The sequence below is a fragment of the Dactylosporangium sp. CA-092794 genome (assembly GCF_050948465.1).
GTDB lineage: Bacteria > Actinomycetota > Actinomycetes > Mycobacteriales > Micromonosporaceae > Dactylosporangium.
On sequence record NZ_CP192044.1, the window covers coordinates 11,886,392 to 11,904,679 of the forward strand.

Below are 18,288 nucleotides of genomic sequence, written 5' to 3' on the forward strand. Positions count from 1 at the left end.
CGTTCCGTGCGCGGGCATCGCGATCTCGTGGAAAGGCTGGCGGCCGTGTCGGGCAGAGTGGTCCTGCTGGTGACGTCGCCGCGGCTGCCGGCCGGGGTGCTGACCGCGCAGGCGTGGGACCTGGTGCGGGCGCACCCGGTGCTCACGGCCGAGGAGTCCGAGCAGACGGAGACCCTGCGCGCCGCGGGTGCCGCGGTCACCGTCGTCCCGGCCACCGCCGACACCCTGCTCGCCGCGATCGCCGAGCACGGCACCGTGGTCTGGCTGGCCGCCCCCGAAGGCGACGAGCACCTGGCCCGCGAGCTGGGCCTGCGGCTGGCCCGCGAGCCGGGCCTGGCCGAGCTGGAGCTGCTGTACGGCTCCTGGGACCCGCCGGGCGCCCGCCTCCTCGACGTGGTGACGGTCATGGACCGCCTGATGCACCCGGACTCGGGCGACCCGTGGAAGCGGGCCCAGACGCACACGAGCCTGGCGCCGTTCCTGCTGGAGGAGGCGTACGAGCTCTACGACGCCATCCGCGACGACGACACCGAGGCGGTCCGCGAGGAGCTCGGCGACGTCCTGCTGCAGGTGGCCCTGCACGCCCGCCTGGCCGAGGAGACCGCGAGCTTCACCATCGACGACGTGGCCGGCGACCTGGTGGCCAAGCTGATCCGCCGCAACCCCCACGTCTTCGCCGGCACCGAGGTCGCCGACATCGACGAGATCATCGCCAACTGGGAGCAGATCAAGAAGACCGAGAAGTCCCGCGCCTCGGCCGCCGACGGCGTGGCCCTCTCGCAACCGGCCCTGTCCCTGACCGCCAAGCTCCTGCAGCGCGTCGAACGCGCCGGCCTCACCGTGCCCACCCCGCCCGCTGACACCTTGGGCGGCGAGCTGTTCGCCCTGGCCGCCCGCGCCCGCGCGGAGGGCGAGGACGCCGAGGCCGCCCTGCGCAAAGCCGCCTTGGACTACATCGAGTCGATCCGCACCGCCGAGCGCCGCTCAGCCTAGATACGGATCTCTCAGCGGCTCCGGCCGGCCGAGGCTCTCGGCGATGGCCAGGATCGGCCCCGCCGCGACGTAGTACCGCCCGCGGGTCTGTCCCCGCTGCGCCAGCAGTTCCCGGTCGAGCAGCATCCGCAGGTCGCGGGTGGCCTGGTCGGAGGTGAGGCCCTCGTCGCGCTGGTACGCGGTGCGCCGCACCCGGCCGCCGGACGCCGCGGCATACAGCGCCGACGTGGTCCGCGTGGGCAGCCCGAGCCGCTCCAGCTTCTCCCACAGCAGCCCGGCCCGGTCCAGCCGCTGCCGCACCCGCTGCATCTGCATGTGGTGCGCTCGCAGACAGAACCGCACCCACGGCAGCGTGTCCCCATGCGGCTGCCAGCTGTCGCGCCCCGTATCCCGCAATGCGTCGTAGTAGGCAACGGTGTTGCGCGCGCTGCCGAGCCACTCCTCGATGGAGGAGAACTCGGGCGCCAGAATGGCGTCGCGCGCAAGCACCAGCGTGTGGACGCATCGGGACATGCGGCCGTTGCCGTCCTTCCACGGATGGATGCGCACCAGGTTCAGATGCGCCATCGCGGCGCGGACGAAGAGCGGCGCGTTGAGATCCCCATCCTCCAGCCAGTCGCTCAGGTCCTGCATGAGCTCCTTGACGCGGTCCGCCTCCGGCCCGGCGTAGACGACTTCGCCGGTCGAGTGATCCGTGATCCAGATGCCACCCGGACGGAAGCGCCCGGGCCACTTTTCGGGATGGTGCTTCAGCAGCATGAAATGGAGGCCGTTGAGCAGCATGTAGTCGTAGCGGAATTCCGCGGAGTGGGCGAGCATCTGCACGTAGCTGAGCGCGTCGCGGTAGCCCGTGATCTCCGCCCAGACGTCGGGATCCGCCTCGAGGGGTTCGTCGCCAGAGGCGGCGGCGATGGCGTCGTCGACCGAGACCTGGTAGCCCTCGATGGAGTTCGAGCCGACGATGCCCCGGGCCACCAGCTGGCGGCGGAGCTGGCCGGTCCACCGGTGCGGCGTGGCGACCTGGTATCGCAGGCTGTCCCGCATGTGCTCCAGCTCGCCCAGGACGCGCTTGTCCTCGTCCTTCAGTTCCGGCGTCGCGTAGAGCATTTCATGATACTAGCATCATGCGGAAATCATTACCGCACTACGCGCGGTGGGCTGGGCGGTGTGTGAGGCGGTGGTGGAGGGAGCGGGCCAGCAGGGCCGCGGCGAACGGGGCGTCCTCGCGTAAGTACCGCCGAGCAAGACGACGCGGCTCGCGGGCCAGGCGGTCCAGCCACTCCAGGCCCGCCCTCTGCAGGGCCGGGCGGGCGCGCCGCACGTCGCCGGCGACGAAGTTCACCGCGGCGCCGCAGCCCAGGAACCAGGTGGCCGGCAGGGACGCGCGCAGGGACGCGATCAGGTGTTCCTGGCGAGGGAAGCCGATTCCGACGTACACCATCTGCGGTTGGGCCTTGATGACCCGCGCGCAGACCGACCGTAGTGCGCGGCGACTGCGGTCGAAGCCGTATGGCGGGCAGTGGGCGCCCGCGATGCGCAGGCCCGGGCAGGCGGCGGCGAGGCGCGCGGCGGCGCGGTGGGCGCCGTCCGGCTCGCCGTCGGTCGACGGCGCGCCGCCGAGCACGAACGCGCTGCCGCCGACCGCGGCGAGGCCCCGCGACAGCGACCAGATCAGGTCCGAGCCCGCCACCCGGGCCGGCAGCGTGCGGCCGGCCAGGCGGGCGGCCCAGACCAGCGGGGCGCCGTCCGCGACGACCAGGTCGGCCGCGCGGAGCTTGGCGCGCAGGGCGGCGTCCGCGGCGACCTGGCGCAGGATGTCGACGTTCGGCGTGACGATCCAGCCGCCGCGGCCGCGTTCCAGGGCGGCCAGGACGCGGGCGACGACCTCGGCCTCGGTGAGCGGGTCGATGGACAGGCCGCCGACCGGGACCCGCCGGGTGTGGGTATAGCTGCGCAGCATCGTTCGTCCGCAATTCCTCGTTATGCCTACCAGATACCAGCGAAACTGGCATATCTACCAAAACGACCAAGGAGGACGGTTTGGTACGCGTTCTGTTCCTCGGAGGGCTCGGGCGCAGCGGCACCACGCTGCTCGAACGCCTGCTGGGGGAACTGCCCGGCGTGTGCCCGCTCGGGGAGGTCGTGCACCTGTGGGAGCGCGACATCGCCGGCGATGAGCGCTGCGCCTGCGGCGTGCACTTCTCCGACTGCGACTTCTGGCAGGCCGTGGGCGAGAAGGCGTTCGGCGGCTGGCACCACGTCGACGTGTGGCGGGTGCTGGCGCTGCGCCACGCGGTGGAGCGGACCCGGCACATCCCGCGGCTGGCCAGCGTGCGGATGAGCCCCGCGCACCGGCTGCTCGTCGAGGAGTACGCCGACTGGTACGCCCGGCTCTACGAGGCGGCCGCCGTCGTCTCCGGCGCCGACGTGCTGGTCGACTCCTCGAAGCACGCGGCGCTGGCCTACTGCCTGCGGTTCGCGCCGAGCGTTGACCTGCGGGTCGTGCACATGGTCCGGGACAGCCGCGGCGTGGCGTACTCCTGGACCAAGAAGGTCAGCCGGCCGGAGACCGACAATGCCGAGGAGATGACGCGGTACTCCCCGGGCCGCTCCGCCCTGCTGTGGAACGCCCACAACACCGCGCTGTCCGTGCTGCACCGCTGCGGCGTGCCGGTCAAGCGGGTCCGGTACGAGTCGCTGCTGGACGAGCCTTCGGCGACGCTGCGCGATCTGTCCGGATTTATCGGGATAAAACCGGGTGAACTGCCCTTCCTGCGCGACGGCGTCGCCGAACTGAGCACGTGCCACAGCGCCGCCGGCAACCCGATGCGCTTCAAGGTCGGCCCGGTGCCGCTGCGCCGCGACGACGCCTGGCGCACCGCGCTGCCGGGAGGCCAGCGGCGGGTCGTGAGCGCACTGACCGCTCCGTTGCTCGGGGTGTACGGCTACCGGGGCAGCCGATGAGCACCGCCGCGCACTGGCCGAGCGTCGGCGTGGTGGTACCCACCCGCAACCGGCCCGAGCTGCTGCGCCGCGCCGTCGCCGGGATCGTGGCGCAGGACTACCCCGGTCCGGTTCGCACGATCGTGGTGTACGACCAGCACGAGACCGACGCAAGCCTGTGCCGCGGCGGCGACCGCCCGCTCGACGTGCTGCCCAACCTGCGCCGCCCCGGCCTGGCCGGCGCGCGCAACACCGGCATCGTCGCCCTGGACACCGACCTGGTCGCGTTCTGCGACGACGACGACGTGTGGCTGCCGACGAAGCTGCGCCGCCAGGTACACGCGCTGCAGCAGCGCCCGCAGGCCGAGTTCTGCAGCTGCGCGATCGAGGTCGAGTTCGCCGACCGGCTCACGCCCCGGCTGGCCGGCGCCTCCCTGATCGGCCTCGACGACCTGGTCCGCTCCCGGATGTCGATGCTGCACTCCTCGACGTTCCTGATGCGCCGCGCCGCGTTCGCCGCCGACGAGCTCGGCCTGGTCGCCGAGGACGCCCCGGGCAGCCAGAACGAGGACTGGGACCTGCTGCTGCGCGCCGCCAAGCGCGGCGAGATCGTGCACGTCGACGAGCCGCTCGTGCGGGTGCTGTGGGGCCGGTCGTCGATGTTCGCCTACGAGTACGCCACGAAGATGGCCTCCCTGCGCTGGATGATGGCCCGCCACCCGGAGATCGCCCGGTCCGCGACCGGCGCCGGGCGCGTCTACGGCCAGCTCGCCTGCTGGTCCGCCGCGACCGGCAACCGCCGCGACGCCTGGCGCTGGACGAAGGCCGCGATGCGCTCCAACTGGCGCGAGCCACGCGCCGCCATAGCCCTGGCCGCCGTCACCGGCGTCGTCAAGGTCGAAAGCGTCCTCGGCGCCCTCCACCGCCGGGGCCGCGGCATCTAGCCATCGCTGAAGTCTCGGGGTCACCCCGGGCTCACCCTCGACCATGCAGTACGCTCGTACTGCTAAGCGAGGTGTCAGCGCGAGAGGAGCGCCCGGCCGATGGCGAAGATCAAGGTAAACAACCCTGTCGTCGAGCTTGACGGCGACGAGATGACCCGGATCATCTGGAAGCAGATCCGCGAGCAGCTGATCCTGCCGTACCTCGACGTCGATCTGAAGTACTACGACCTGTCCATCGAGTACCGCGACCAGACCGACGACCAGGTCACGGTGGACGCCGCGAACGCCATCAAGCAGTACGGCGTCGGGGTCAAGTGCGCGACGATCACGCCCGACGAGGCGCGCGTCGAGGAGTTCGGCCTCAAGAAGATGTGGCGCTCCCCCAACGGCACGATCCGCAACATCCTCGGCGGCGTGGTCTTCCGCGAGCCGATCATCATGTCCAACGTGCCGCGCCTGGTCCCCGGCTGGACGAAGCCGATCATCATCGGCCGCCACGCCCACGGCGACCAGTACAAGGCGACCGACTTCGTGGTCCCCGGCCCGGGCAAGGTCACCATCACCTACACCCCCACCGACGGCGGCGCCCCGCTCGAGTTCGAGGTCGCCAACTTCCCCGGCGGCGGCGTGGCCATGGGCATGTACAACTTCGACGACTCGATCCGCGACTTCGCGCGCGCGTCGTTCCGGTACGGCCTGGACCGCGGCTACCCGGTGTACCTGTCCACCAAGAACACGATCCTGAAGGCGTACGACGGCCGCTTCAAGGACCTCTTCGCCGAAGTCTTCGAGACCGAGTTCAAGGACGCGTTCGCCGCGGCCGGCCTGACCTACGAGCACCGCCTCATCGACGACATGGTCGCCGCGGCGCTCAAGTGGGAGGGCGGCTTCGTCTGGGCCGCGAAGAACTACGACGGCGACGTCCAGTCGGACACGGTCGCCCAGGGCTTCGGCTCCCTCGGCCTCATGACCAGCGTCCTGATGACCCCCGACGGCAAGACCGTCGAGGCCGAGGCGGCCCACGGCACCGTCACCCGGCACTACCGCCAGTGGCAGAAGGGCGAGAAGACGTCGACCAACCCGATCGCGTCGATCTTCGCCTGGACCCGCGGCCTGGCCCACCGCGGCAAGGTCGACGGCACCCCGGAGGTCACGGCGTTCGCCACCGCGCTGGAGGAGGTCTGCGTCGAGACGGTCGAGGCCGGCCAGATGACGAAGGACCTGGCGCTCCTCATCTCCCGCGACGCCCCCTGGCTCACGACGGACGAGTTCATGAACGCCCTGGACCAGAACCTCTCGAAGCGCCTGGCCGCCTGACCCACCGCACCCTCACCGGCCCCGCCTCTTCGGAGCAGCGGGGCCGGTCGCATTCCGCCCACTCCCACGCCATCGACTCTCGATGAGCTTGCGCGCTCTCGACGCCCCCGGAGGCGCGGCGTCCCCGATCGCGCTCCAGCCCCGAGCCGTTCCGATCCGCGCGCCGTCGCCACACTCACCGCCGCCACTCGACCAGCGGGCCTGCGCGGCCGCCGCCGGCTGGGCGGCGATGACCGCCGTGCGGTGGTCATCGTCGCCGACCCCGAGGCGGCGCAGCGGACCGATGCGGACATCGCACCCGTCGAGCGCAACCGCCGATCCGCGCGGCCGGGCCGGACGTATGTCTCCGTGATCATGATGCCCGCGGCGACCGCACACCGGGTTTGCCATGATCCCGGAGACTTGTGGTACACGGGTGTACATCAAGTCTCCGCGATCATGAAAAACCGTTGGTGTCGATGCCGGTTGCGCATGATCACGGAGACTTCCGGTCCCTGCGCCGCGCTTCACAGCGAGGCAACGCCCAACGCGCGCAGGTCGTGGACGTCGACGACCTGGAACGGGCCGCGGTCGAGCTGGGAGTACATGATCGCCGATCGTGACCACCCCAGGGTGTTGGGACGCGCCGGCCAGACACCACGTGGCCACCGGCGGGCATCGCGGCCAGCGTTGCCGGTTCCCGAGTGGCGCCGGCCAGTTCCGCCGCAGCGCTGGCCGGTTCCCGAGTGGCGCCGGCCAGTTCCGCCGCGGCGCTGGCCGGTTCCCGACTGGCGCTGGCGGGCACCTGGGCACGGGCGGAGCGCAGTGGCTGCGAGCCGCGCACCCCGGCCGTACGCGGCGCGGCACGACCGTGCGGTGCCAGTCCATGGCAGGCGCGCCAAGGTCACTCCGCGCCGGGCACCACCGCACATGCAGGGCCCCGCCACCCACCGAACCGGCCGCCGCCGCACAGCAACACAATCCAGAGCGCTGGCCACCTCAGCCACCACGCCGGCGGATGCGACCGCCGCAACGCCCAGCGGCGAACCGGCCTCGCGCCCCCCACCACGCCCCAACCGTGCCCACGCCCGCCCCCACCGCGTCCGTTAACCCTGCGCTCCCGCCGCCTCCGAGGCCGCCCCGCCCACCGGGCCATGCCCCGCTCCCGCCCGCGGCCGGGCCCGCATTACCCCGCGCTTCGCGCGAACCCGCCCCGCCCACCGGGCCATGCCCCGCACCCGCGCCCGTCCGGGGCCGGGCCCGCACTGCCCCGCGCTTCGCGCGAACCAGCCCCACCCACCGGGCTATACCCCGCGCTGCGGCCCTAGGCCGTGTTTCGTAACGGCGTCGATGTTGCGGCGTGGCGGTGATCGATAATTGAAGAGGTCTCCGGTAGGTGGTTTAGCGACCAAGCAAAACCGCATACCAGACCGGAGACCTCGTGCCGAGCGTAGCGGCAGTGAGGCGTCATGACCTGACCGACGCGCAGTGGACGGTGTTGGAGCCGTTGCTGCCTGCGGAGACCGGTCGTGGGCGCCCGCGGAGATGGGCCAGCAGAGACGTCGTTGACGGGATCCGGTGGCGGGTCCGGGCCGGAGTGCCGTGGCGGGATGTTCCTGAGGTGTATGCGCCGTGGCAGACGTTGTATCGCTGGTTTCGGCACTGGCAGCGTGATGGGACCTGGGCGCGGGTCCTGGCGGCGTTGCAGGCCACTGCGGACGCGGGCGGGAAGATCGATTGGACGGTGAGCGTGGACTCCACGGTCAGTCGGGCTCATCACCATGCGGCGGGTGCCCGCCGAGACGGTCACCTGCAGAAGGAGCCGCCGGGCGGTGTACAGGACGAGCCCGGCGATCATGGGCTGGGGCGTTCGCGTGGTGGGTTCACCACGAAGATCCATCTGGCGTGTGAGCAGGGCCGGAAGACCCTCGCGGTGGTGATCACCGCTGGTCAGCGGGGTGACAGCCCGCAGTTCGCCCCGGTGTTGGAACGGATCAAGGTGTGTCGGGTCGGTGGTGGCCGGCCGCGAACCCGTCCGGGCCTGGTCCTGGCGGACAAGGCGTACACGAGCAAAGGCAACCGCGGGTACGCGCGCCGTCGCGGGATCAGGGTGTGTATCCCGAGCAAGGCCGACCAGGACGCTCACCGCAAAGCGAAGGGGTCCAAAGGCGGGCGGCCGCCCGCCTTCGACCCGGTCGTCTACCGACTGCGTCATGCCGTGGAATGCGGCATCAACCAGCTCAAACAGCATCGCGCCATGGCGACCAGATACGACAAGCTCGCCGTTCGCTTCGAGGCCACCGTGACCATCGCCGCCATCAACCAATGGCTCCGCGCGTTATGAAACGCGGCCCTAGCCGCGCCCGTTAGCCCTGCGCTCCCGCCGCAGCCAAGGCTGCCCCGCCCACCGCGCTATGCCCCCTCGCGCGCCCGTTGCCCTGCGCTGCCGCCGCAGCCGGGTCCGCCCCGCCCACCGGGCCATGCCCCGCACCCGCGCCCGCCCGGGGCCGGGCCCGCACTGCTCCGCGCTTCGCGCGAACCCGCCCCGCCCACTGGGCTATACCCCGCTCCCCGCGCCCGCACCGCTCCCCGCGCCCGCACCGCTGCCCACGCCCGCACCGCTTGCCGCGCCCGCTGGGCTATGGCCTGTGCCTGCGGCCCTGGCCGCGCCCGTTAACCCTGCGCTCCCGCCGCCTCCGAGGCCGCCCCGCCCACCGGGCCATGCCCCGTGGCCGTGGCCGCGCCCTGGCCGTGGCCGTGGCAGGCGGCCGCTGCGAGCGGCGTATGGGGTTGGGGCGGAGGTCGGGAGTCGGGACGCTGGTGCGTGCTGGGTGCGCGGCGCGGGTGGTGAGTTGTGTGGTCGTGGGCGGCGGGTGCCGTTCTTGGCACCGCGGACCTGACAGGGAGGGCCGCCAGGCCCGACCGGTGCCTCGCGGGAGGAACGGTCTGAAAGTGACGCGGCCCGAGTCCTGCCTCTATTTCTTTCAGTTGGGCACCTCCGTCCGTCGGCGGCCGCTTTCCGGTCACTGACCCGTGCCGGCCCTGCGCTCCTGCCGTGCCGCACGTCGGCCTGCGTCGCCCGGCGCTCCTACGCCTCCGAATCCCGCTTCCCTTCCCTTCGCCGCGCCCCGGGACAACGCTGCCGGGCTCCAATCACCTGCGCCGGCCCAGGAGCGGGTCAGCTCGTCAGAACGCCGACACCCAGCCCCACCACCCCGGTCGCTAAGCAGGCCGCGCCGATCCAGACGAGCGCTATGGCTGCGTTGGGCGCCGTTCGCTCCTTGCCGGCCGATGAGGCGAAGAAGCCGCCCGGCATCAGGATCGCCGCGGCCAGGATGCCGGCCCGGCCGAGCCATCCGACCACGCCGGCGAGACCTGCGAGGTCCGCGTAGAGGATGCCGACCAGGCCGAGCGTGACCAGGACGCCGGCATGCGCGTGGCCCGCCCGTGCGAACGTCTGCTGGAACGGTGTCATCGGCACCGAGCCGCGCACGATCCTCGTGAGGAACCACCCGCCGAACTCGATCGTGACGATCGACAGCAGCGCGATGCCGGCCAGGATCCGGCCGGCGTCGGTGAACTCGAACGGCATTTCGACCCTCCCGTCACTGGCTTGGTACGGTATGGCAGTGACGATAGGCGGTCAGGGCATCACTGGTCAAGTGGCGATAGACAGTTATGTGGCGGCTTACGTCGAGCTGTGCATCGCCCTCGTCAACGACCTGGCCATCGAGATCCGTCAAGGTAGACGCGTCCACCACGACGCCGGGCTGGGCGAGGCGTTCGCCGAGCTCGCCGAGAACGTCCTCATGCGCCGCCACGACCTCTCCGACGCCGACGTCGACGACCTGGCCTCGGTGGCGCGCCGCCTGCACATCGCGATCGACGCCTGCCTGGCCGGCGACCTGCTCACCGCGTCGTTCGCGCTGAACACCGTCCTCGCCGAGCACGGCGCCGTGCCGAACCTGCACATGGCGCCGGGCGAGGGCCCGCACCTGTCCTTTCACTCCGCCGACGCCACGATCGTCGACGCCTGGGCGGCCGAGTCCGCGACCGCGCTCGCCTTCCTGGTCGGCACCCGGCAGACCCATCGGCTCGGACAATGTTCCGCCGAGTCCTGCGACGCGTACTACCTCGATTCCACCAAAAACGCCTCCCGCCGCTTCTGCTCGCTCGCCTGTCAGAACAGAGCGAAGTCATCCGCTTACCGACAGAAACTGCGCGACCGGGCCGGATGAAATCTGTCGTACCCACCCGTCATCCTGTCCTCGTGAATCTCCTCGCTCGCGCGGCAGGCTTCGTCGTCATCGGAATCGGCATGGTTGCGACCATCGCCGGGCTGGCGCTGCCCTGGACGCTGGCCGGCAGTAAGCATCCTGACCTGGTCACGATCGTCGGCATCGCGTTCCTCGGGCCCCTGCTGAGCGCGCTCTGCGTGGCGTATTCACGCTCCGAGCCCCGCCGCTCACGGCTGATCGCCGCGGTGGCCGCAGTGTCCGCCGCGGCCGGCGGTGTGATCGCGATCGCGCTGACCCGCCTGATCGAGCCGAGTTCGGGCATCGCGCTCGGCGGCCCGGTGACGGTCGCCGGTTCGGCCGCCCTCGTCCTCGGCTGGGCAGTGTTGACGGTCACAGGCTCCGGCACGCTGCCGGGCCGCGACTGGCGTCCCTGGACAGCGGTTGCCGCCTTTTCGGTGGTACTCGTCATTGCCTCCGGATTCGCCGTCGACTGGGCGCGGGAAGGCCGCTTCGTCAACGCGACGACGGCCGGCGCGTCCCCGGGAACGAAGGCGGAGTCGTGGCCCCTGCCCTTCGCCGGCGTCGAGCTCGTGGGCGTGCACGGAGAGCTGGCGATTCTCCGGGCGGGCGACGGGATACGCGCGGTCTGGCTCGACAGCGGCACGACCGCCTGGCAATACCTGCGCTCCGACCTGCCCAGCCAGGCGGCCGGCCTCGTCGACGACGCGGTCGTGGTGGCGTTCGGCACCGACGACGGGGTGCTGGTCACCGCGCTCGAGGCGGCGACGGGGGCGGAGCGGTTCTCCCGGCGGTACCAGTCGGGAAAGATGGCGACCGTGCGCGCCGCCGGTCGCACGGCAGTGCTGTCCGGGACGGGGGTCGGCGCCGGGGATCTGCTCGGCATCGATACGCGGTCCGGCGAGCAGCGCTGGCGGTGGTCGCCCGTCCGCAGCGGCGCGGCCTGCGACGTGACCGACCTGGCCGCTACCGCGGAAACCGTGGCGGTTGCCCTGCGTTGCCGCGCCCAGGGCGTCGACGACGTGGCCGTCGGTCTGACCGCCGCGACGGGCGCGGAGCGCTGGTCCTGGCACGCGATCCAACGCGGCGGCGCTGAGCTGCGCATCTACTCCGCCGACGCCGGCTTCGTGACCCTGACCGGCGCGTCGCCGCAGCGCGCGACGTACATGGACGCCGGCACCGGCACGGTCGGCACCCGCCACGACGCCAAGGGCACCCTGCCCGTGCCCGCCGGCATAACCCTGATCTACGCCGACCCCGGCAGCGCCAGCGCCCACCTGAGCGCCGTCAACGTCCGCACCGGCGCCGTCCAGTGGGACGTGGGCCAGACCGGCCTCGGCGGCTACCAGCCGATCGCCGGCACCGCCACCGACGACCGCGCGTACATCCTGTGGCGCAGCACGTCTGGCGCCCTCCGCCTGCTCACCGTCGCCACCACCGACGGCTCCACAAAGGAGGAACGCGCCATCGCCTGCACCACCCGCTGCCCAGAAGCCTCCATCGCCGCCGCCGGCCCGCACGCGGTAGTCGCCACCAGAGAGGAGAAGTCCACGCAGCTCTACCTCAGCGCCCTCTGACACCCCGCCCGCCCGGCCCCGCCCGCCCGGCCCCGCCCGCCCGGCCCGGCGCGACCGCTGGCGTGGTGTATGAGGGCAGTGCCTGTTCGTGGTGGTTGCTGTGAGGCGGCCGTCGGTTCGGTGGCGGATGCGCTCTGCCGGTGGGGCGGTGCCCGGCGCGGAGCGACTATGGCTTGCCGCCACGGACCGGCACCGGCCGCCGCGGAGCACGGCGTAGCGACCGGAAGTCTCCGCGATCATGCGCACCCGCTGCCGACACCAACGATTTTTCATGATCACGGAGCGCTGATGTACCCCCGTGTACCACAAGTCTCCGAGATCATGGCAAACCCGCGGTGCGGCCACTACGTGCATCATGATCACGGAGACATACGTCCGCCCCGGCTGCGCAGATCGGATTGTGCGCCCGGCGGGTGCGACCTCCGCCCCGTTGCGCCGCCAAGGGGGTCAGCGCCGATGACCGGCGTGCCGACCAACGGCCATTGACGCCCAGCCTGTAGCGGCCGTCGGCGGCCGCCGACATGAACCACCACGATCAGGCGCTGCCCTCATACACCACGCCAGCGGCCACGACCGGCGCGGCCCGGCCCGGCACGGCACGGCGCGGCACGGCGCGGCGCCGGCCCGGCGCGGCCCGGCACGGCCCGGCACGACGCGGCCCGGCGCGGCCCGGCACGACGCGGCCCGGCACGACGCGGCCCGGCACGGCTCCATGTCGACGCGGCCGACGCGTCCGGCCCGCAGCCACCGTGCACCGTGCCCGCACTCGCGCGCCGCGATGGGCTGCGCCGGCTGCGCCCCCGGCACCTGCCAGCGCTGCCATGCCCGCTCACCGCGAGGGCCGACCCGCTCGCCCAGGCCATCCCACGGCGAGCGCGACTCGCGGTCACGGTCCCACACGGCCGGCGCTGCATGCCGCGGAGCGCAGCGCAACGACCACAAGTCTCCGCGATCATGCCGCGCTCGCTGCCGACACCAAGGATTTTTCATGATCACGGAGTGGTGATGTACACCCGTGTACTACAAGTCTCCGGGATCATGGCAAACCCGCGGTGCGGCCACTGCGTGCATCATGATCGCGGAGACATACGTCCGGCCCGGCCGCGCCGATCGCGTCTTTGCTCGGTGCCGGCGGCGAGAGATCCGCGACGCCCGGCCTGCCGCGCCGCCCAGGGGTCCGCGGCCAACTCCACTCCGCCGCGATCGGGCGACGGCCGCCTCGCCACGGCGGCACCGCCTCGCCACGCCAGCGGCCGCCTCGCCACGGCGGCGGGCGTGAGCGGCCCGGAGTGGTCGGCGACGGGCGTGTGGTGGGTCTTGGCACGGCGGACCTGGCAGGGGCCGGCCGCCCGTTCAGGGCAGGCCGGGCCCGGTGACTCGCGGGAGGAACGGTCTGCAAGTGACGCGGGCCCGAGTCATCATCTTCGGGAAGGCAGTGAAAAGGGCGCGCGAAGCACTCGCGCGCCCTTTTTCCGGGGTGGTCGATCAGGTGAAGTTCAGGCTGCCCATGTTCAGCGCGAAAACCAGGATCAGCCACAGCAGTTCCAGGCCGGCGCCGACGGCGCCGCAGATGAGGCCGGCGAGGGCCTGGCTGCGGTTGGTGGCGACGCCCTCCTTCACCTTGTTCAGGCCCAGGTAGCCGAGCACGATGGCGGCGACGCCGATCACCAGGCCCAGGTAGCAGCAGGCCGTCGGGATCGAGATGATGCCCAGGATCATGCTGACGAGGCCGAAGGTGTTCTGCGGCTGGGCGGGGGCCGCGCCGTAGCCTGGCGTGGCGTAGCCGCCCTGCGGGTAGCCGCCGCCGGAGGTCGGGTACGCGCCGCCCGAGGTCGGGTACGGGGTGCCGGAGACCGGCGGCTGCTGGGGCTGCGCGTACGGGTCCTGGTAGGCCGGCTGCTGCGGCTGCGCGTAGGGGTCCTGGTACTGGGGCTGCTGGGGCTGCGCGTACGGGTCCTGGTACGCGGGCTGGCCGTACTGCGGCGGCTGCTGGCCGTACTGGGGCTGACCGTAGGGATCCTGGTTGGGCTGCTGCCCGTAGGGATCCTGGCCCGGTGGTGGGTAGCCCATTGCTATGGCTCCTAAGGCTGGGGACGACTCCGTGCGTTGGTGGTTCGCATCAGGGTAGTCCCGAGGGGGATACGGAACTTGGGCAGCGTACTTGCCCCGATCAACTCTGCGCAGTCGTAAACGGTGGAGTATCGATAACTGGACCACACTGTTTAGGGTTATGTCCGGGTTTGCCCGGAAATGGCGGGCGGCCCGGCGCTGAGCTGGGCGGACCCGGTCGATACAGTTTCGTGGTGACAGTTCGGATTGTCGTGCTCGTGTCCGGTTCCGGGTCGAACCTGCAGGCCCTGCTGGACGCCGCCGAGGATCCGGCGTACGGCGCCGCGGTGGTGGCGGTCGGCGCGGACCGTCGCTCGATCGAGGGGCTGGCCCGGGCGGAGCGGCGCGGCGTGCCCACGTTCGTGGTGCGGGTGGGCGACTACCCGGACCGGGACGCCTGGGACGAGGCGCTGCTGGCCGAGTGCGCGCGGTTCAAGCCGGACCTGGTGGTCTCCGCCGGGTTCCTGAAGCTGGTCGGGCCGCGCTTCCTCGGGGAGTACGAAGGCCGGTACATCAACACACACAACGCTTTGCTGCCGGCATTTCCGGGTATCCACGGACCGCGGGACGCGCTCGCCTACGGAGTGAAGCTCGCGGGTGCCACGCTGCACTTCGTCGACAGCGGCGTCGACACCGGGACGATCATCGCGCAGGTCGCGGTGCCCGTCCTCGACGAGGACACCGAGGAAACGCTCACCGAGCGGATCAAAGTTGCCGAGCGCCGCCAGCTGGTCGACACGGTCGGGCGAATGGCGCGCGAAGGCTGGACCGTCAACGAACGAAAGGTCAGGCTGGGCCGTGGCTAACCGCCGTCCCATCAGGCGCGCGCTCATCAGTGTGTACGACAAGACCGGACTCGAGGAGCTGGCCCGCGCGCTGGCCGGCGCCGGGGTCGAGCTGGTCTCCACCGGCTCCACGGCGGCCCGCATCGAGGCGCTCGGCCTGCCGGTCACCCGCGTCGAGCAGCTGACCGGGTTCCCCGAGACGCTGGACGGGCGGGTCAAGACCCTGCACCCGAAGGTGCACGCCGGCCTGCTGGCCGACCTGCGGCTGGAGGCCCACGCGGCCCAGCTCGCCGAGCTGGGGATCGAGCCGTTCGAGCTGCTGGTGTCCAACCTGTACCCGTTCACCGAGACGGTCGCCTCGGGGGCCTCCGACGACGAGTGCGTGGAACAGATCGACATCGGCGGGCCGGCCATGGTCCGCGCCGCGGCGAAGAACTTCCCCAGCGTCGCGGTCGTCACATCGCCCGGTTTTTACGATTTGGTACTGCAAGCCGTCGCCGACGGGGGCTTCACGCTGGACGAGCGGCGGTCGCTGGCCGGCGCGGCGTTCGCGCACATCGCGGAGTACGACGTCGCCGTCGCCGACTGGTTCGCCCGCGACGACCAGCGCTTCGCCGGCACGGCCCTGCGCAAGGCGGCGACGCTGCGGTACGGCGAGAACCCGCACCAGGCCGCCGCGCTCTACACCAACCCGGCCGCCGCGCCCGGCCTCGCCCAGGCCCAGCAGCTCGGCGGCAAGGAGATGTCGTACAACAACTACGTCGACGCCGACGCCGCCTGGCGCGCCGTCCACGACTTCACCGACCCGTGCGTCGCGGTCATCAAGCACGCGAACCCCTGCGGCATCGCGATCGGCTCGGACGTGGCCGACGCCCACCGCAAGGCGCACGCCTGCGACCCGATCAGCGCGTTCGGCGGCGTGATCGCGGTCAACGCCCCGGTCACCCTCGACCTCGCCAAGCAGATCAGCGAGATCTTCACCGAGGTGGTCGTGGCGCCCGACTACGAGGACGAGGCCGTCTCGCTGCTGACCACCAAGCCCAGCCTGCGGGTCCTGCGGGCGCCGGCCTGGCAGCCGGCCCCGGCCGAGTCGCGGCAGATCTCCGGCGGCGTTCTGGTCCAGGCCGCCGACCGCATCGACGCCGAGGGCGACGACCCGGCGAACTGGCGGCTGGTCACCGGCGAGCCCGCCGCCGCCGGCCTGCTGCGCGACCTGGTCTTCGCCTGGCGTGCGGTGCGCGCCGTCAAGTCCAACGCGATCCTGCTCGCCTCCGGCGGCGCGACCGTCGGCGTCGGCATGGGGCAGGTCAACCGGGTCGACTCGGTCCGCCTGGCGATCACCCGGGCGGGCGAGCGGGCCGCCGGGTCGGTGGCCGCCTCGGACGCGTACTTCCCGTTCCCGGACGGCGCGCAGGCGCTCATCGACGCCGGCATCGCCGCGATCGTGCAGCCGGGCGGCTCGGTCCGCGACGAGCTGACCATCGAGGCGGCCCGCGCGGCCGGCGTGACGATGTACTTCACCGGGACGCGCCACTTCTTCCACTGAGCGCCTCGGGTCGGTGCCCGCCCGCGGCTACGGCAGCGAGACGGGGGCGGGCACCTTCGCGCCGAAGTACGTGGCGACGGCGTCGCTGACCGCGTGCGCGCCCTTGTCCAGGGTGCCGCCGGGCCGCTGCTCGTACATCGCGGCCACGACATACCGCTCGCCGTCGCCGGCGAAGCCGACCGTGTGCGTCATCCAGACGTTCTTGCCGTCCACGGGCTTCTCGGCCCAGCCGTCCTTGTTCCCGGGTTTGAGGCTCGACCCGGCCGCCCAGACGCCCCAGTGCTGGTTGCTGGCGACCTTGCGCAGCGTCGACACCAGGTAGCCGCGATCGGTCGCGTCCAGTTTGTCCAGGACGTACGACATCAGGCTCTGCAGGTCCTCGGCACTGCACCGCAGGTTGCGCCAGAAGGTGTCGTAGCCGTCGATGACGGCGAGGCGACTCATGCCGTACCGCGACCGGAACCGCTCCAGCATGCCCGGCCCGTCATACTTGTTCCACAGCGCCGTCGCCGCGTCGTTGTCGGAGTTGATCAGCGCCTTGTCCAGGTTCGACCGGTCGGTCGCATCGAGCGTGATCTGCTTCGACTGGTTCCGCTCGAGCAGGTCGGTGGCGATCGCCAGCTTGATCGTCGACGCCGTCCACGTCGTCGCCGTGGTGTCGCCGGCCTTCCACACCGCCCCGGTCGTCCGGTCCCGCACGATGATCCCGAACGTCCCTGGCAGCTTCCGCACGAACGCCGCGGCCAGCGCGCCCCGGTCCGTCGCGCCACCCTTGCTCTCCAGCCCGGCCGCGGGCTCGTCGGAGCCGGCCGGCGCCGCCTGCCGCCCCTGGCTCGCGCCCACGGCCGGCTGCTCCGACACGGGCGCGGGCGCGGGCGGATCGCCACACGCGGTCAGCGCGAACAGAGTGAAGAGGGCGACAACCCCTCGCCGCAGCGGCACGCCCTGCACTCTAGTGGCAGGATCGGACTCCGTGACGGCAACCATTCTCGACGGCAAGGCAACGGCGACCGCCATAAAGGACGAGCTGCGCACCCGCGTCAAGGCGCTGGCCGACCGCGGCATCGTCCCCGGCCTGGGCACCATCCTGGTCGGCGACGACCCGGGCTCCCACGCGTACGTCGCCGGCAAGCACCGGGACTGCGCGGAGGTCGGCATCGCCTCGATCCGCCGCGACCTGCCCGCGACCGCCACCCAGGCCGAGGTCGAGGACGCCGTGCACGCCCTCAACGCCGACCCGGCCTGCACCGGCTACATCGTGCAGCTCCCGCTCCCGGCCGGCCTGGACGAGCAGCGCATCCTGCAGCTCATCGACCCGGACAAGGACGCCGACGGCCTCCACCCGACCAACCTGGGCCGCCTGGTCCTGAACATCCCGGCCCCGCTCCCGTGCACCCCCAACGGCATCGTCGAGCTGCTGCGCCGCTACGACATCCCGACCAACGGCGCCGAGCTGACCGCGATCGGCCGCGGCACCACCGCCGGCCGCCCCCTGGGCCTGATCTTCACCCGCAAGACCGAGAACGCGACGGTCACCCTGTGCCACACCGGCACCCGTGACCTGGCCGCCCACACCCGCACCGCGGACATCGTCATCGTCGCCGCCGGCTGGGCCGGCCTGCTGACCCGCGACATGGTGAAGCCCGGCGCCACCGTCCTCGACGTCGGCGTCACCCGGGTCACGGACGAGTCGGGAAAGTCGCGCCTGGTCGGCGACGTCGCCCCCGACGTCGCCGAGGTGGCCGGCCACCTGGCCCCGATGCCGGGCGGCGTGGGCCCGATGACCCGCGCCATGCTCCTGACCAACGTCGTGGAACTCGCCGAGCGCCGGGCCTGAGC

At 72.0% G+C, this 18,288-nt stretch carries 15 protein-coding genes; 10 read left to right on the forward strand and 5 right to left on the reverse strand.

All coding sequences use genetic code 11. The features are described from left to right. Positions 1-45: 45 nt before the first annotated feature. Entirely contained in the window at positions 46-993 is a 948-nt protein-coding gene (locus ACQPXD_RS51495; RefSeq protein ID WP_432831745.1) for a MazG family protein, read from the forward strand. Here ACQPXD_RS51495 and ACQPXD_RS51500 read toward each other — a convergent pair. Both ACQPXD_RS51500 and ACQPXD_RS51505 read right to left on the reverse strand, forming a co-directional pair. Beyond that, positions 985-2,100: a Fic family protein gene (locus ACQPXD_RS51500; RefSeq protein ID WP_432831747.1), complete on the reverse strand. Its 1,116-nt coding sequence runs from the start codon at positions 2,098-2,100 to the stop codon at positions 985-987. The genes ACQPXD_RS51495 and ACQPXD_RS51500 overlap by 9 nt on opposite strands. 37 nt (positions 2,101-2,137) lie before the next feature. After that, positions 2,138-2,953 (reverse strand): WecB/TagA/CpsF family glycosyltransferase, encoded by an 816-nt coding sequence (locus tag ACQPXD_RS51505; RefSeq protein ID WP_432831749.1) that lies wholly within the window; start codon positions 2,951-2,953, stop codon positions 2,138-2,140. An 80-nt stretch (positions 2,954-3,033) separates the two neighbouring features. On the opposite strand from ACQPXD_RS51505, the gene ACQPXD_RS51510 reads away from it, so the two are divergent. From ACQPXD_RS51510 to ACQPXD_RS51525, 4 genes are all read left to right on the forward strand, one after another. Continuing rightward, the gene (locus tag ACQPXD_RS51510) at positions 3,034-3,957 is read left to right on the forward strand and encodes a sulfotransferase (protein WP_432831751.1); all 924 of its coding nucleotides are present in this window, start codon (positions 3,034-3,036) and stop codon (positions 3,955-3,957) included. Then, complete coding sequence (locus tag ACQPXD_RS51515; protein ID WP_432831760.1) at positions 3,954-4,880, forward strand: glycosyltransferase family A protein; 927 nt, start codon at positions 3,954-3,956, stop codon at positions 4,878-4,880. Before ACQPXD_RS51510 ends, ACQPXD_RS51515 begins: the two co-directional genes overlap by 4 nt. A gap of 99 nt (positions 4,881-4,979) precedes the next feature. Continuing rightward, positions 4,980-6,197, forward strand: coding sequence for an NADP-dependent isocitrate dehydrogenase (locus ACQPXD_RS51520; RefSeq protein ID WP_432831762.1), 1,218 nt, complete (start codon positions 4,980-4,982; stop codon positions 6,195-6,197). 1,420 nt (positions 6,198-7,617) lie between these two features. Continuing rightward, the gene (locus ACQPXD_RS51525) at positions 7,618-8,520 is read left to right on the forward strand and encodes an IS5 family transposase (RefSeq protein WP_432831764.1); all 903 of its coding nucleotides are present in this window, start codon (positions 7,618-7,620) and stop codon (positions 8,518-8,520) included. Positions 8,521-9,354: 834 nt separating this feature from the next. Here ACQPXD_RS51525 and ACQPXD_RS51530 read toward each other — a convergent pair. Further along, entirely contained in the window at positions 9,355-9,768 is a 414-nt protein-coding gene (locus ACQPXD_RS51530) for a hypothetical protein (protein WP_432831766.1), read from the reverse strand. A gap of 88 nt (positions 9,769-9,856) precedes the next feature. On the opposite strand from ACQPXD_RS51530, the gene ACQPXD_RS51535 reads away from it, so the two are divergent. Both ACQPXD_RS51535 and ACQPXD_RS51540 read left to right on the forward strand, forming a co-directional pair. Then, on the forward strand, positions 9,857-10,414 hold the full coding sequence (locus ACQPXD_RS51535; protein ID WP_432831768.1) for a CGNR zinc finger domain-containing protein: 558 nt from the start codon (positions 9,857-9,859) through the stop codon (positions 10,412-10,414). Between the two features lie 32 nt (positions 10,415-10,446). Next, on the forward strand, positions 10,447-12,009 hold the full coding sequence (locus tag ACQPXD_RS51540; protein WP_432831770.1) for a hypothetical protein: 1,563 nt from the start codon (positions 10,447-10,449) through the stop codon (positions 12,007-12,009). A 1,485-nt stretch (positions 12,010-13,494) separates the two neighbouring features. Here ACQPXD_RS51540 and ACQPXD_RS51545 read toward each other — a convergent pair. Then, positions 13,495-14,079 carry a DUF4190 domain-containing protein gene (locus ACQPXD_RS51545; RefSeq protein WP_432831772.1) on the reverse strand — a complete coding sequence of 195 codons (585 nt, stop codon included), beginning with the start codon at positions 14,077-14,079 and terminating at the stop codon, positions 13,495-13,497. Positions 14,080-14,312: 233 nt separating this feature from the next. Here ACQPXD_RS51545 and purN point away from each other — a divergent pair, with 233 nt between their 5' ends. Together purN and purH are read left to right on the forward strand one after the other, a co-directional pair. After that, positions 14,313-14,924 (forward strand): phosphoribosylglycinamide formyltransferase, encoded by a 612-nt coding sequence (gene purN / locus ACQPXD_RS51550; protein ID WP_432831773.1) that lies wholly within the window; start codon positions 14,313-14,315, stop codon positions 14,922-14,924. Continuing rightward, complete coding sequence (gene purH, locus ACQPXD_RS51555; RefSeq protein ID WP_432831775.1) at positions 14,917-16,449, forward strand: bifunctional phosphoribosylaminoimidazolecarboxamide formyltransferase/IMP cyclohydrolase; 1,533 nt, start codon at positions 14,917-14,919, stop codon at positions 16,447-16,449. Before purN ends, purH begins: the two co-directional genes overlap by 8 nt. 27 nt (positions 16,450-16,476) lie before the next feature. Here purH and ACQPXD_RS51560 read toward each other — a convergent pair whose 3' ends face one another. Next, positions 16,477-17,391, reverse strand: coding sequence for a hypothetical protein (locus tag ACQPXD_RS51560; RefSeq protein ID WP_432831777.1), 915 nt, complete (start codon positions 17,389-17,391; stop codon positions 16,477-16,479). A 31-nt stretch (positions 17,392-17,422) separates the two neighbouring features. On the opposite strand from ACQPXD_RS51560, the gene ACQPXD_RS51565 reads away from it, so the two are divergent. Further along, a complete protein-coding gene (locus ACQPXD_RS51565) occupies positions 17,423-18,286 on the forward strand; it encodes a bifunctional methylenetetrahydrofolate dehydrogenase/methenyltetrahydrofolate cyclohydrolase (protein ID WP_432831779.1) in 864 nt (287 codons plus the stop codon). Positions 18,287-18,288: the final 2 nt, after the last annotated feature.